Source organism: Bradyrhizobium sp. Cp5.3 (genome assembly GCF_000426265.1).
Taxonomy (GTDB): domain Bacteria; phylum Pseudomonadota; class Alphaproteobacteria; order Rhizobiales; family Xanthobacteraceae; genus Bradyrhizobium; species Bradyrhizobium neotropicale.
In genome coordinates this window covers 410,891-424,249 of the sequence record NZ_AUFA01000001.1, presented here as the reverse complement: position 1 = coordinate 424,249, position 13,359 = coordinate 410,891, and the positions used below count along the sequence as shown (strand labels likewise).

At 64.5% G+C, this 13,359-nt stretch carries 12 protein-coding genes; 9 read left to right on the top strand and 3 right to left on the bottom strand.

Going from position 1 to position 13,359, the window contains the following annotated elements:
* Positions 1-23: 23 nt before the first annotated feature.
* Positions 24-1,115: a phosphotransferase gene (locus K289_RS0101960; protein ID WP_027549916.1), complete on the top strand. Its 1,092-nt coding sequence runs from the start codon at positions 24-26 to the stop codon at positions 1,113-1,115.
* Positions 1,116-1,254: 139 nt separating this feature from the next.
* Here K289_RS0101960 and K289_RS0101955 read toward each other — a convergent pair whose 3' ends face one another.
* Genes K289_RS0101955 through K289_RS0101945 form a run of 3 tightly spaced genes read right to left on the bottom strand, consistent with a single transcriptional unit; the run spans position 1,255 to position 4,454 of the window.
* Complete coding sequence (locus K289_RS0101955) at positions 1,255-2,811, bottom strand: MDR family MFS transporter (RefSeq protein WP_027549915.1); 1,557 nt, start codon at positions 2,809-2,811, stop codon at positions 1,255-1,257.
* Positions 2,812-2,815: 4 nt separating this feature from the next.
* Positions 2,816-3,979 (bottom strand): HlyD family secretion protein, encoded by a 1,164-nt coding sequence (locus tag K289_RS0101950; protein WP_027549914.1) that lies wholly within the window; start codon positions 3,977-3,979, stop codon positions 2,816-2,818.
* Positions 3,972-4,454, bottom strand: a complete 483-nt coding sequence (locus K289_RS0101945) for a MarR family winged helix-turn-helix transcriptional regulator (RefSeq protein ID WP_027549913.1) — start codon at positions 4,452-4,454, stop codon at positions 3,972-3,974. The genes K289_RS0101950 and K289_RS0101945 overlap by 8 nt, the downstream gene beginning before the upstream one ends.
* A 156-nt stretch (positions 4,455-4,610) precedes the next feature.
* Between K289_RS0101945 and K289_RS0101940 the strand changes: the two genes are divergently transcribed.
* From K289_RS0101940 to K289_RS0101905, 8 genes are all read left to right on the top strand, one after another.
* The gene (locus K289_RS0101940) at positions 4,611-5,105 is read left to right on the top strand and encodes a Fur family transcriptional regulator (RefSeq protein WP_027549912.1); all 495 of its coding nucleotides are present in this window, start codon (positions 4,611-4,613) and stop codon (positions 5,103-5,105) included.
* 35 nt (positions 5,106-5,140) lie between these two features.
* The gene (locus K289_RS0101935) at positions 5,141-6,094 is read left to right on the top strand and encodes a DMT family transporter (RefSeq protein ID WP_027549911.1); all 954 of its coding nucleotides are present in this window, start codon (positions 5,141-5,143) and stop codon (positions 6,092-6,094) included.
* Positions 6,095-6,106: 12 nt separating this feature from the next.
* On the top strand, positions 6,107-7,390 hold the full coding sequence (gene ispG / locus K289_RS0101930) for a flavodoxin-dependent (E)-4-hydroxy-3-methylbut-2-enyl-diphosphate synthase (protein WP_027549910.1): 1,284 nt from the start codon (positions 6,107-6,109) through the stop codon (positions 7,388-7,390).
* A 218-nt stretch (positions 7,391-7,608) separates the two neighbouring features.
* Entirely contained in the window at positions 7,609-8,505 is an 897-nt protein-coding gene (locus tag K289_RS0101925; RefSeq protein WP_027549909.1) for a TauD/TfdA family dioxygenase, read from the top strand.
* A gap of 140 nt (positions 8,506-8,645) precedes the next feature.
* A complete protein-coding gene (locus K289_RS43790; RefSeq protein WP_245283830.1) occupies positions 8,646-10,859 on the top strand; it encodes a hypothetical protein in 2,214 nt (737 codons plus the stop codon).
* A gap of 55 nt (positions 10,860-10,914) precedes the next feature.
* Entirely contained in the window at positions 10,915-11,961 is a 1,047-nt protein-coding gene (locus tag K289_RS0101915; RefSeq protein ID WP_027549907.1) for a TAXI family TRAP transporter solute-binding subunit, read from the top strand.
* The gene (locus K289_RS0101910; RefSeq protein ID WP_027549906.1) at positions 11,958-12,590 is read left to right on the top strand and encodes a hypothetical protein; all 633 of its coding nucleotides are present in this window, start codon (positions 11,958-11,960) and stop codon (positions 12,588-12,590) included. The genes K289_RS0101915 and K289_RS0101910 overlap by 4 nt, the downstream gene beginning before the upstream one ends.
* Before the next feature lie 37 nt (positions 12,591-12,627).
* Positions 12,628-13,221: a DsrE family protein gene (locus K289_RS0101905; RefSeq protein ID WP_027549905.1), complete on the top strand. Its 594-nt coding sequence runs from the start codon at positions 12,628-12,630 to the stop codon at positions 13,219-13,221.
* Positions 13,222-13,359: the final 138 nt, after the last annotated feature.

Genomic DNA, 13,359 nt, shown 5'->3' with positions numbered 1-13,359 from the left:
GCTTCCGGGTGTGTTCGTGCAGTATGGCACGGCACAGGGGCGTCGTGGTTTTCATGACAAATCCGCAACTGCCGGCGGCGGCTGAGGCCGGCCACCTCACTGCGGCGCTGCGCAAGGCGGGCGCGCTGGACCGCGGCGCCGTCCGTGAGGTGAAGGTGCTGCATCAGCGCGACACCATCGTCTCGCACATCATCCGGCTCGGGCTGCGCTATGTCGGAGAGTCCGACGGCGCGCCACAATCCCTGATCCTCAAGACACCGCATGCCAATTTCGCAAAGACCTTGGCGAATGCGGGCCGGCAGGAAGTGGCCTTCTACACCCAGCTCGCGCCAAAGATGCCGGCACAGGTCGTGCCACGCTGTTTCGACGGGACGTTCGACGAGGAGAGTCTCGCCTGGCATCTCCTGCTCGAGGACCTCACCGACAGCCATGTGATCGCGACCCAATGGCCGCTGCCACCGTCGCGCGGCCAGGCGATGGCGATCGTCACGGCCTTGGGGCGTATGCACGCGGCATGGTGGGATCACGCCAGCCTCGGCGAAACCGTCGGAACCTGGATGAGTACCGATGACAGCAGAAGGCTGATGGAGACCTTCGCTGGTCATTACGATCGCTTCGCCGATCTGCTCGGCGATCGCCTCAGCGAGGAGCGGCGGATCATCTACCGTCGCTTCATCGAGCAGTCGGGCCGGCTATTTGAGCGCTACCATTCGCGCCGCAACGTCTCGATCGCTCATGGCGACGCTCATATCTGGAATTTCCTGCTGCCGCGCGCCGGCGTCGCGGACGTCGTGCGCATCTTCGATTTCGACCAGTGGCGCATCAACGTACCGACCGGCGACCTCGCCTACATGATGGCGACGCAATGGTATCCGGAGCGCCGGCAGGCGCTCGAACGCCCGCTGCTCAACCGCTATTACGAGACGCTGATCGCGCACGGCGTCACCGGCTACACCCGCGGGGCGCTCGACCAGGATTATCGCCGGTCGGTGCTCTGGCACATCACCAAACCGGTCTGGCAGTGGAGCATCAACATCCCGCCGGTGATCTGGTGGAACAATCTGGAGCGGGTGTTTTCGGCGGTGGATGATCTGGGCTGCGAGGAGTTCTTGTAGCGCTCTCGTGTCCCGGGCGCGGTACAGCGCAGCGATGCGCCGCAGAACCGGGACCCATCTTGCCATAAAGGGCATGGGCCCGGCTCGGCAGCGTGTCACCGCGTGCTGCGCTGCGCGCGGGGCACGCCAGAAGTCGAACCTACTCCATCACCGCATGTTCCGGCCCCGCGGCCTGCTTGCGCAGGGCGGCCTTGGTGGAGCCGATCATCAGCGCGAGCGGGATGGTGCAGAGGATGAAGATCATCACGAGCTGGTAGTCGTGCGCGAACGCGATGATCTGCGCCTGCACGCCGACGAGCCTGTCCGCCATGGCGCGGCCGGCGTCGGTGGAGAGGTCGATCATGCGGCTGACGTCCGGCATCTGCAGCGCATGGTTGAACGGGTTGATGTACTCGGACAGGGTCGCATAGGTCTTTCGCGTGCCCTGCGTCAGCTCGGCGATCACGACGGAAATGCCGACGGAGCTCGCGACGTTGCGGAGCAGCGTCAGCATCGCGGTGCCGTCGGTGCGCAAATTGTTCGGCAGCGTCAGGAAAGCCACGGTCGAGAGCGGCACGAAGACGAGGCCGAAGCCAAATCCCTGGATGATGCTGACGGTGACGATCTCCGGCACCTGGGTCTGGTCGGTCCAGCCGGTCATCCAGAACAACGAGCCCGCGGTCAGCGTCAGGCCGGAGATGATCAGGGTGCGCGCTTCGAAATAGCGCATCATGCGGCCGACCAGCATCATGGCGAAGAAGGTGCCGAAGCCGCGGCTCGCCAGCAACAGGCCGGCGGTGATGATGGGATAGCCGATCACGTTCTGCAGGTAGGGCGAGGCCAGCGCCATGGTCGAGAACAGCACGAGGCCCATCACGATCATGAAGATGCAGCCGGTGACGAAATTGCGATCCTTAAAGAGCGCGAAGCGGATGAACGGCGTCGACGTCGTGAAGGAGTGCGCGAGGAAGAAGTAGAAGGCGACGGCCGAGACGATGAATTCGGCGATGATCTCGTTGGATTCGAGCCAGCCGAGCTGCTCGCCGCGGTCGAGCGCGAGCTGGAGCGAGCCGATCGCGATCGCCAGCGCAGTGAATCCGAGCCAGTCGAATTTGAGCGTCAGGTCCTTCTTCGTCTCATCCATGAAGACGATCAGCCCGAGCACGGTGATCGCGCCGAACGGCAGATTGACGAAGAACACCCAGTGCCAGGAATAGGTCTCGGTCAGCCAGGCGCCGAGCGAGGGGCCCATGATCGGCCCCATCATCACGCCCATGCCCCAGATCGACATCGCCTTGGCGCGTTCCTGGAGTGTGTAATAGTCGAGCATCACCGACTGCGACAGCGGCACCAGCGCGGCGCCGAACACGCCCTGGAGCAGGCGGAACAGCACCATCTGGTTGATGTCCTGTGCGAGGCCGCACAGCACCGAAGCGATCGTGAAGCCGGCCGAGCAGATGATGAAGATGCGCTTGCGGCCGAAGCGGTTGGCGATCCACGCCACCGGCGCCGTCATGATCGCGGCGGCGACGATGTAGGAGGTCAGCACCCAGTTGATCTGGTCCTGCGAGGCCGACAGCGTGCCCTGCATGTAGGGCAGGGCGACGTTGGCGATGGTGGTGTCCAGCGCCTGCATGATGGTCGCGGTCATGGCGCAGATCGTCACCATGTTCCGGCGCAGGCCGGGGACCATCAGATTGGTCGCGGGACCGGACATGAGGTTAGTCCTTGTCCTGGTTCGCGGTGGCAGACAATCCGAGCAGGCCGGCGAGCGAGCGCTGGTGGCCGGTGTCGATGGTGGCATAGACGCTCATGCCGGCCTTCAGCTTCTTCACGTATTTGTCGTCCTCGTCGAAATAGATGCGGACCGGCACGCGCTGCACCACCTTGACGAAATTGCCTGTGGCGTTCTGCGGCGGCAGGATCGCGAACTGCGCGCCGGTGCCGGGCGCGAGCGAACCGATCTTGCCCTTGAAGACGTGGTTCGGGAACGCGTCGACCTCGAGCGTGACGGGCTGGCCGACTGCGACATAAGTGAGGTCGCTCTCCTTCGGATTGGCGTCGACCCAGGGATGGGCCACGTCGATGATCGAGAACACCGGCGAGCCGGCGGCAACGAAGCGGCCGAGCTGGATCTGCTCGACCTGCGTCGCCACGCCGCTCATCGGCGCGCGCACCACGGCGTGGTCGAGATTGCGCTCGGCGTTGTCGAGCTTGGCCTTCGCCTGCGCATAGGGCGGGAATTTTTCCAGCGGCAGGTCGGGATCGCCGAGCAGTTGTGTCTTGGCCGTCGAGATCTGCTGCCTGACATATTGCGCGATGGAGCCGGACGTGACCAGCGCGTTCGCCGCGTTGTCGAGGTCGAGCTGCGAGCCGTAGCTGTTCTTGACCAGCGCTTGCTTGCGTTCGACGTCGCGTTGCTTCAGGTCGACGCCCTGCTGGGCGAGATTGAGCATGTCGCCGTAGATCTTGATGTTGGCGCGGAGATTGTCATAGGTCGTCTGCGCTTGCGCGAGCTGCGCCTTGTCCTCGTCGACCGCCAGGCGGAACGGCACGGGGTCGATTTCGAACAGCACGTCGCCCTGCTTGACGAGCTGGCCCTCCTTGACGACGACCTTCTCGATCTTGCCGGAGATGTCGGGCGTCACCAGCACCTTCTGGGCGCCGACATAGGCGTCGTCGGTGCCGACATAGCGGCCGCCGTTCAGATAGAAGGTGATGCCGCCGATGGCGGCGACGATCGGCAGCACGACCATGAGCAGGAAGCGGCGGTAGCGCCGCAGGGCGGCCATCAGGCGGCGGCGCGGCTCGGTGCCGGCTTTCTTGGTGGGCTTGCCGCTGTCGATTTTCTGCTCGGGCGGGAACCTGAGAACCTGATCAGCCATAGCGCTGCTCCTTACGCGCTTGTTCCGCTCCGCTATTCTGGGTCGCGTTCCGCACGTTTTCCTTGATTGTTTCCAGTTGGGTGAGGAGACGGTGGGCGTCCGCCGGGTTGATGCCGTCGAGCGCGTTCGCCGTGAGCTCGGACTTGAGGCCGCTCATCCGGCCGAGCAGTTGCCGCCCCGCTTTCTTGAGATACAGGCGTTTGACCCGACGGTCCGAGGCGTCGTTGCGGCGTTCGATCCAGTCGTTGTCGCAGAGCTTGTCGATCAGGCGCGTCAGCGTGATCGGCTGTATCTCGAGCAGGTCGGCGAGCTCCGACTGCTTCATGCCCTCGCTGCGCTCGACCTTGGCCAGCACCGCCCATTGCGCGCGGGTGATGCCGAAGCGCGAGGCCTCCTTGTCGGCATAGACGCGCAGCAGGCGGTAGAGTTCACCGAGCGTGAAAAGGAAGTTCTGGTCCACGGACCCGCGGCTCATAAGCTTTGTCTCCAATAAGCTTGGGATATAATAAGCAAGCTTATGATTATTTCATGGCGGATTGGCGGAATGCTGTCCCGCCGCAAAAGCATGGCTGACCGCCGTTTGCCGGCCCGCGCTTTGGGTTCCCGGACCAAAATGCTAAAATGCTCGGCGATGACCCTCGCAAAGCCGGCCTTTCCCGCACCTGACCACGATCACGGCCGCTGCACCGCGGACGCGCTGGCGCATGCCGAGGAGGTCTGCGAGCAGCGCGCGCAGAAATTCACGCCGATCCGGCGGCAGGTGCTGGCGGCGCTGCTCTCCAGCCATCGCCCGCTCGGGGCCTACGAGGTCATCGACGAACTTGCCAAGTCGATGCCGCGGCCGGCGCCAATCACGGTCTATCGCGCTCTCGATTTCCTGATGGCCAACGGCCTCGTGCACCGGATCGAGAGCCGCAACGCCTATCTCGCCTGCGCCGCCCACGACCATGACGCGACCTCGGCGGTGGCGTTCCTGATCTGCGAGCGCTGCGGCCTCGTCGGCGAGATTCCGTCAGCGTCCTTTGCGCAAGACCTCAGCTCCGCGGCGCGTGCCTCGGGCTTTGCACCCAAACTGTCCGTGGTCGAGATCACGGGCACCTGCGCCCATTGTCAGAAGACTTCTTAAAACAACAACGGCGCCAAGCCGGCTTTTCGGGAACCATGTCCTCACCACCAGCCACACCGTCCGCCGAGCGCCCTCTCAGTGCCGGTGCCATCGCCCTGATGCTCATGCTGTGCCTGACCTGGGGGTTCAACCAGATCGCGGTGAAGCTGGTGTTGCCGGACATTCCGCCGATGCTCCAGGCGACGATCCGCTCGATCGGCGCGCTGCCGGTGCTGTTCATCATCGGCACGCTTCGCGGCGTCAAATTCTTCGAGCGCGACGGAACGTGGAAGCCCGGCCTTGTGGCCGGCCTGATGTTCGGCGTCGAGTTCGTGCTGATCTACCAGGGTATCCGCTTCACCTCCGCATCCCGTGCGGTGGTGTTTCTCTACACCGCGCCGTTCTTCGTCGCGCTCGGTTCCTATCAGGTGCTCCGCGAGCGGCTTGGCGGATCGCAATGGCTCGGGCTCGCCGTGAGCTTTGCCGGTGTCGCGCTCGCGATCGGCGTGCCGCAGCCGGATGTCGATACCAAGGTTCTGCTCGGCGACCTCATGATCGTCGGCGGCGCCGCGCTGTGGGCGGCCACCACGCTGGTCGCCAAGGCAACGCGGCTCCGCTTTGCGGCGCCCGAGAGGGTGCTGAGCTATCAGGTCGCGACCTCGATCCCGATTCTGGGTGGGGCGGCCTGGCTGTTTGGCGAATCGATCACCCACACGCCGGCGCCGCTGTCCCTGGCGCTGCTCGCGTTCCAGGCGATCTGGGTGGTCGGAACCACGTTCACGCTTTGGTTCGCGCTGGTGAAGGCCTATTCGGCCAGCAAATTGTCGGCTTTTACCTTCATCACGCCTTTGTTTGGCGTGGTGGGTAGTTATTTCATCATGCATGACAGCCTGAGCCTGGCTTTCGGGGCGGCCGCCCTCCTTGTAATTGCTGGGCTTTTTCTGGTTAACCGTCCCAGCCAACAGGCTGCGGCGCCGCGCGACGCATTGCTGAACGTCACCAAAACCTGATATTTGGACCCCATGAACAAGCTCGAAAACACCATCGATTCCGACATCGCGGGCCCCGCGCCACGGCACCGGACCACCCAGGTCAAGGTCGGCAACGTCGCCGTCGGCGGCGGCGCGCCGATCGTCGTGCAGTCGATGACCAACACCGACACCGCCGATATCGACGGCACCATCGCCCAGGTCGCAGCGCTCGCGCGCGCCGGCTCCGAAATGGTCCGCATCACGGTGGACCGCGAGGAGGCCGCCGCCGCCGTTCCGCATATCCGCGACGGCCTGCTCAAGCGCGGCATCACCACGCCGCTGATCGGCGACTTCCATTATATCGGCCACAAGCTGCTCGCGGCCTATCCGGCCTGCGCCGAAGCGCTCGCCAAGTATCGCATCAATCCCGGCAATGTCGGCTTCAAGGACAAGCGCGATACGCAGTTCGCCGACATCATCGAGATCGCCAACAAGAACAGCAAGCCCGTGCGCATCGGCGCCAATTGGGGTTCGCTCGACCAGGAGCTGCTGACCAAGCTGATGGACGAGAACGCGGCCTCCGCCAATCCGCGCGACGTGCGCGCGGTGACGCGCGAGGCCATGGTGCAGTCGGCGCTGCTCTCGGCCGCGCGCGCCGAGGAGCTTGGCATGCCCAAGGATCGCATCATCCTCTCCGCAAAAGTCTCGGCGGTGCAGGATCTGATCGCGGTTTATCAGGATCTCGCCAGCCGTTCCGACTACGCGATTCATCTCGGCCTCACCGAGGCCGGCATGGGCTCGAAGGGCATCGTTGCCTCGTCCGCGGCGCTCGGCATCCTGCTTCAGCAGGGCATCGGCGACACCATCCGCATTTCGCTGACGCCGGAGCCCGGCGGCGACCGCACCCGCGAGGTCCAGGTTGCCCAGGAACTGCTGCAGACCATGGGCTTCCGCACCTTCGTGCCGCTGGTTGCGGCCTGCCCGGGCTGCGGCCGCACCACCTCGACCACGTTCCAGGAACTGGCCCGCTCGATCCAGGATTTCATCCGCGACGAGATGCCGACCTGGAAGACCAAATATCCGGGCGTGGAAGAGCTCAACGTCGCGGTGATGGGCTGCATCGTCAACGGCCCCGGCGAATCCAAGCACGCCAATATCGGCATCTCGCTCCCCGGCACCGGTGAAGCGCCGGCCGCGCCGGTGTTCGTCGACGGCAAGAAGTTCCGCACGCTGCGTGGGCCGACGATCTCCGCCGACTTCAAGGCGCTGGTGATCGACTACATCGACCAGCGCTATGGGCAGGGCGCCAAGGTGCCGGCGCCCGCGGCGGAGTAAAGCGTCGCTCGAACAGGTAGGAGTCGCGGGGCGGGTCAGCGCGAGCGCAACCCGCCCCGATTTTTTGCGCGTTGGGCCCGTGTGAGACGACCGGTTCTAGCCCGGATGGAGCGCAGCGAAATCCGGGGACCTCGCCCGAGGCGGAACGACTGTTCCGGGATTGCGCTGCGCTTCGCCCGGGCTACGATGTCCCAATCAAGACGATCGGGAGACGCGCCATGAGCTCACTCGCCGGCAAGCAGGGTCCGCGCTATCGCCACACGGCCGACGCCGGCGCACCGTATGAAACGATCGCCGTCGAAAAGCTCACGCCCATCATCGGGGCCGAAATCACCGGTGTCGACATCGGCAAGCTCGTCTCGGACGATGCGCGCTCCAACCGGCAGATGGACGAGATCCATCGCGCGCTCGCGGAGAACCTCGTCATCTTCTTCCGCGACCAGCAGATCACGCCGCAGCAGCATCTCGCCTTCGGCCGCAAGTTCGGCGAACTGCATTTCCATCCCGCTGCGCCCCACGAGGACGAAGATCCGGCGCTGATGAAGATCTACGCCGACAAGAACTCGCCGCGCGCCAATGGCGAAGGCTGGCACTCCGACGTGTCCTGCGATCTCGAGCCCCCGATGGGCTCGATCCTCTACATCAGGCAATGCCCGCCGCGGGGCGGCGACACGCTGTTCGCCAACATGTACGCGGCCTATGACGCATTGTCGGATCGCATGAAGACCTACCTCGACGGCCTGACCGCGCTGCATGACGGAGAGCCGATCTATCGCGGGCTCTATGCCAATTACGGCGTCGCCGACCGTCCTTCCTATCCGCACGCGGAGCATCCCGTGGTGCGCACGCATCCCGTCACGGGCAAGAAGGCGCTCTACGTCAATCGCGGCTTCACCCGCCACATCAACGGCATCCCCCGCGACGAGAGCGACGCGATGCTCGCCTATCTCTACCAGCACGCCGAAAACCCGCTGTTCCAGTGCCGCTTCCGCTGGACCGAGAACGCCATCGCCTTCTGGGACAACCGCTGCACCCAGCATCGCGCGATGTGGGATTATTGGCCGCACACGCGCTCGGGCACGCGCGTGACGGTGAAGGGTGAGCGGCCGGCGTGAGCGCAGCCGCTGCCATGCGCTGCCGCGCTGATCTCGGTTGAGATCGATGCTCGCAGCCTAGCCCGAAAGGGCTAGGTCAGGGGTCGCCCATGCGAGTTATAGAATCCGCGATCCGCTGAGCCCTATGATGCTGCATCAGAATGGGCCATATCACCATGCGACAGGTGATAGTGGACGCGGCGAGACATGAGAGCATCGTCATTCGCAATGATGACGGGAACTCGACTTGTGAAAGTGCCGGCTCGCGCGTCAAATCGGATCACGTGCCACTTCCGCCGAGGACGATGAGGCGTCCGGCGGCTCCTCTATGGTTTGCCGCCGCCCTCGTGGCGATGTGTGTTTCGAACCCGCCGGGGTCAGGCAGCGCGCACGCGCAGTCCAATGGCATCGCGGGCGATTCCCAGCAACCCGGACAGGCAAAGCCGGGCGATGCGGGCGAGGCGCGTCAGGCCGGAGAACAAGAGCAAACGCCGGAGATCCTTGCCAGCGAGCCCGCGACAACGCGGCGAGATCTCGAATCGCTGCAGGACTTGCTGAAGAAGGAGCGCGAGGAGCGGGTTCAGGTCGAGAAGGTCTTGCAGAAGTCGCTGGAACAGGAGCACGCGCGGGCCGCACGGTTGGAGCGCGATCTTGGGGCGGCTCGTCATGATGTGGAAACGCTGGCCGCACTGGCGGTCAAGGCAAACGAAGAAGCGGCGAAGCTGAAGCAGGCCCCGCAAAGCGGCGCGGCGGATTTGCAGAAGTCGCTGGAGCAGGAGCGCGAGCGAGCTGCGCGATTGGAGCAGGACCTTGCGACCTCCCGTCGCGACGTGGAAAAGCAGGCCGCATTGGCGGCCGAGGCAAGCGATGTAGCGGCGAAGCTGAAGCGGGCCCCGCAAGGCGGCGCGGCGGACCTGCAGAAGTCGCTGGAGCAGGAGCAGGCGCGGGCCGCGCAGTTGGAGCAGGACCTTGCGGCGTCGCGTCGCGACGTGGAAGCGCAAGCCGCGCTGGCGACCAAGGCAAGCGATGAAGCCGCGAAGTTGAAGCAGGCTTCGCAGAGCGGCGCGGCGGACTTGAAGAAGTCGCTGGAGCAGGAGCAGGCGCGGACCGCGCAGTTGGAGCAGGACCTTGCGACGGCCCGTCGTGACGTGGAAAAGCAGGCCGCATTGGCGGCCGAGGCAAGCGATGAAGCTGCGAAGCTGAAGCAGGCTTCGCAGCGCGGCGCGGCGGACTTGAAGAAGTCGCTGGAGCAGGAGCAGGCGCGGGCCGCGCAGTTGGAGCAGGACCTTGCGACGGCTCGTCGTGACCTGGAAAAGCAGGCCGCGCTGGCGACCGAGGCAAGCGATGAAGCTGCGAAGCTGAAGCAGGCTTCGCAAAGCGGCGCGGCGGACCTGCAGAAGTCGCTGGAGCAGGAGCACGAGCGAGCTGCGCGACTGGAGCAGGATCTTGCGGCGTCCCGTCGTGACGTGGAAACGCAGGCCGCGTTGACGGCGAAGGCAGGCGACGAACTCGCCAGGCTGAAGCTGACGACGGAAGCCGGCGCCGTGGAACTGCGCCGATCGATGCAGAAGGAGCACGAGAGAGCCGATGCATTGGCGCAAGATCTCTCGATGGCGCGCACCAAAATCTACGCGTACGAGGCGCAGGCGGCCAAGGCCAATGACGAAGCAGCCCAGCAGAAAAAGTCGGAGGCAGGCGATACCGCTGAATTGCGGCAATCACTCCAACGAGAGCGGCAGCGCGCTGAGCAACTGGCCCGTGATCTTGCAACAAAGAGCCGCGAACGCGATGCGCAGGCCACCGAAGCGAGTGCGCAAGTCGCCGCGATGAAGCAGGCCGCGGAGCAGGCTGCGACCGAGCAACGTAGCCTGCTGCAGCGGGAGCGTGGCAGGACCGAGCAACTGGAGAAGGATCTCGCATTGGCGCGCCGCGACATCGGTGCGCACGCAGCGAAAGTGCCGTCCGCTGCGCCTCAGGCGGTCACCGCGGGCGCCACTGGCCGCGCCGCGCCGGAGGCGCCGGCGCGCGCGCCGGTGCGACCAACCGAGAGCCAGGCCACGGTGGCGCGTACTCCGGCTAACGCCGAGGTCCATCTTAACGACGGTGCGCAAGAGGCGAGACTGATCGCGCGGGCACGCTTGCTGGTTGAGCGCGGAGACATCGGTGGTGCGCGGATCGTGCTGGAACGCGTCGCCGAGATGGGCAGTGCCCAGGCAAGTTTCGCGCTCGCCGAGACCTACGATCCGCGGATCCTCTCCACCTGGGGAACGTACGGAACGCGCGGCGATGCGACCAAGGCACGCGATCTCTACGCCAAGGCTGAGGCCGGGGGAATCAAGGAGGCAAAGGCGCGATTCGATGCGCTGCGTCGATAGATCTTCGCGGCAAGGACGAACGCGCCGAAGGGGTGTTGTGCAAAGGAGCTGGTCGATGAAAAGGTCTATCGGATTGCGTCCGCTGTTGTTGCTTGCGGCCCTGGTGCCGTTGCTCCTGGCCTTTCAGCCGTCCCCGGCGGATGCGCGGCCGCAGCACGTTCAGCCTCACAAGGCTCGCCTGATCCGGGCTGAACCACCCCGGATCAAGCCCGAAATACAGGCAATGAACGCCTGGACCGTGGGCCTCGCCGGCGGTCTTCTCGAGGGCGCGCCGATCCGCCTGGCCGCGGAGATTGCCCGCGTGGTCGATGATGGCGACAATTTGCACGTTCTGCCGGTGGTGACGCGGGGGGCCACGGAAAATCTGAACTCGCTGCTGTATTTGCGCGGCATCGACGCGGCGATCATCAATTCCGACGCGCTCGAGGAATACAAGAGCCAGGTGCCGGACATCCAGCAACGGATTGCCTATGTGTTGAATTTGTTCCCGTCTGAACTGCATATCTTCGTCCGGCCGGAGATTCAGAGTCTGGGCGACCTCGCCGGCAAGAAGGTGAACTTCAACAGCCAGGGTACGGCCGCGGCCTATTCAGGGCCGCTGATCTTCAGTCGCCTCGGCATCGATATCGAGAAGACGTTCATTCCGCATCAGATCGCACTCGAGCAGATGCGCAAAGGCGAGATGGCGGCCGTCGTCTTCATTACCTCGAAGCCGGTCGATGCATTTGTGAAAGGCCGCTTTGAACCGGGCTTCAAGTTCCTGCCCGTGCCGTATGAGAGCAAGTTCGAGGACTATTATCTTCCCGCAGCTCTCGATGCGGCCGATTACCCAAATCTGATCAAACAAGGTGATCGCGTGGCGACGATAGCCGTGCCGACCGCTCTCGTTGCCTTCAATTGGCCGGCCAACACGAATCGTTTCGACCGGGTTGCACGCTTCGTCGATCATCTGTTCTCGCGTATCGACAAGCTGCAGGGGCCGGGCTTCGATGCGAAGTGGAAGTCGATCAACCTCGGCGCGACGGTGCCCGGTCTCACGCGCTTTCCTGCCGCGCAGGCGTGGATCGATCGTCAGCCGCGCACGACACAGGCATCGCAATGACCAGGCTCGCCGCCCCGCTCCTCGTTGCAATCGCCGCCATCAACGGCATTGCCCTGGCGCAAGGGACGGAAGACCCGATGGCACAGCTTCGTGCCTGTTCCCAGTTGGAACGCGAGGCGCGTCTGGAGTGCCTCGACAAACTGTCGCAGGCGGCGGCGCCGTCCCGTCGCGAAGCGTCGAGAGCGGATAATTGGACGATCAGCCAGACGACGTCTCCCGTCGACTATTCGCCGATCGCGACCGCGACGACATCGCCGCGCGCCGGTTCGGTCGAATCATCCATGAAGCTGTCGATCCGGTGTCGCGGCGGGCGGACCGAACTGTCTCTCACGGCGCCCGGCATCTCCGGCCGGGGCGACGACTATGTGATTTCCTATCGCGTCAACGACGGTCAGCCGGTGCAGGTTGCGGCAGCCGTGCCGGCATTAGGCTCCGGCGTTGCAGTCGCAGGCGATGTTGTCCGCTTGTTGCAGTCGCTTCCGGACAACGCGGACCTTGCTGTCCACCTCGCGCCCCGCACCGGGGCCGCCCATGACGCAAGATTCTCCCTCGCGGGGCTGGATGCGATGCGCGCGAGGATGGCCGCGATCTGCAAATGGCCGCTCGCTGTCGCAAGGCCGGGCAATTGAGAATGGTGTTCTTATTTTTCAGGAATGGAGAAGTGCAATGTGTAGTTTTGGATCTGTTACGAAATTGATTGCGATGGGTGCCGTCGCTTTTCTGGCGTCCACGTCATGCACGGTGGCGCAGCATAAATACTGGACGGCGAACGAGCAGCCCGCGACTTACCGGGCGGGCGAGGTTCGGAAAGCCGAAAAGCCGCGAGCCGCGGCCGAGATACGCAAGCGTGCTGCATTTGCGCGCATGCACAGTCCGGCGGCGCCGAAGGAGAAGGAACATCATCTGATCCTACAGGTGAATACCAACGATCCTGCCGCCATGAATCTCTCGCTCAACAACGCGACGAACGTGGCCGAATACTACAAAGGCCTTGGCGAAAAGGTGAAGATCGAGGTGGTCACGTTCGGCCCGGGCCTGCACATGCTCCGCGACGATACCTCGCCGGTGAAGGCTCGCATCGAGGAGATGGCCCTCAGCGCGCCCGAAGTGTCGTTCAAGGCCTGCGGCAACACCCAGGAGAAGATGCAGAAGGCCGAGAACAAGTCCATACCGATCATCAAGCAGGCCGAGGTCGTGAAATCGGGCGTCGTGCGCGTGATGGAGCTGCAGGAAAAGGGATGGACCTACGTGAAACCGTGAGCTGGAGGATTGGCTTGCTCTGAACCCTCCTGAGCGAGTGCGGTTGGCGCAGAAATCGCGCACAGATCCGGGTCAGGCGGGCGGCGGGCCGCGCCGGCAATCCATTGACGTCTCGCATCCGCTACGCCAAGCTCCGGG

Bases quoted from the DNA above. Each gene is read 5' to 3' on its own strand.
- K289_RS0101960 (WP_027549916.1), top strand. From the start codon at position 24: ATGGCACGGCACAGGGGCGTCGTGGTTTTCATGACAAATCCGCAACTG.
- K289_RS0101955 (WP_027549915.1), bottom strand. From the start codon at position 2,811: ATGTCCGGTCCCGCGACCAATCTGATGGTCCCCGGCCTGCGCCGGAAC.
- K289_RS0101950 (WP_027549914.1), bottom strand. From the start codon at position 3,979: ATGGCTGATCAGGTTCTCAGGTTCCCGCCCGAGCAGAAAATCGACAGC.
- K289_RS0101945 (WP_027549913.1), bottom strand. From the start codon at position 4,454: ATGAGCCGCGGGTCCGTGGACCAGAACTTCCTTTTCACGCTCGGTGAA.
- K289_RS0101940 (WP_027549912.1), top strand. From the start codon at position 4,611: ATGACCCTCGCAAAGCCGGCCTTTCCCGCACCTGACCACGATCACGGC.
- K289_RS0101935 (WP_027549911.1), top strand. From the start codon at position 5,141: ATGTCCTCACCACCAGCCACACCGTCCGCCGAGCGCCCTCTCAGTGCC.
- ispG (WP_027549910.1), top strand. From the start codon at position 6,107: ATGAACAAGCTCGAAAACACCATCGATTCCGACATCGCGGGCCCCGCG.
- K289_RS0101925 (WP_027549909.1), top strand. From the start codon at position 7,609: ATGAGCTCACTCGCCGGCAAGCAGGGTCCGCGCTATCGCCACACGGCC.
- K289_RS43790 (WP_245283830.1), top strand. From the start codon at position 8,646: ATGGGCCATATCACCATGCGACAGGTGATAGTGGACGCGGCGAGACAT.
- K289_RS0101915 (WP_027549907.1), top strand. From the start codon at position 10,915: ATGAAAAGGTCTATCGGATTGCGTCCGCTGTTGTTGCTTGCGGCCCTG.
- K289_RS0101910 (WP_027549906.1), top strand. From the start codon at position 11,958: ATGACCAGGCTCGCCGCCCCGCTCCTCGTTGCAATCGCCGCCATCAAC.
- K289_RS0101905 (WP_027549905.1), top strand. From the start codon at position 12,628: ATGTGTAGTTTTGGATCTGTTACGAAATTGATTGCGATGGGTGCCGTC.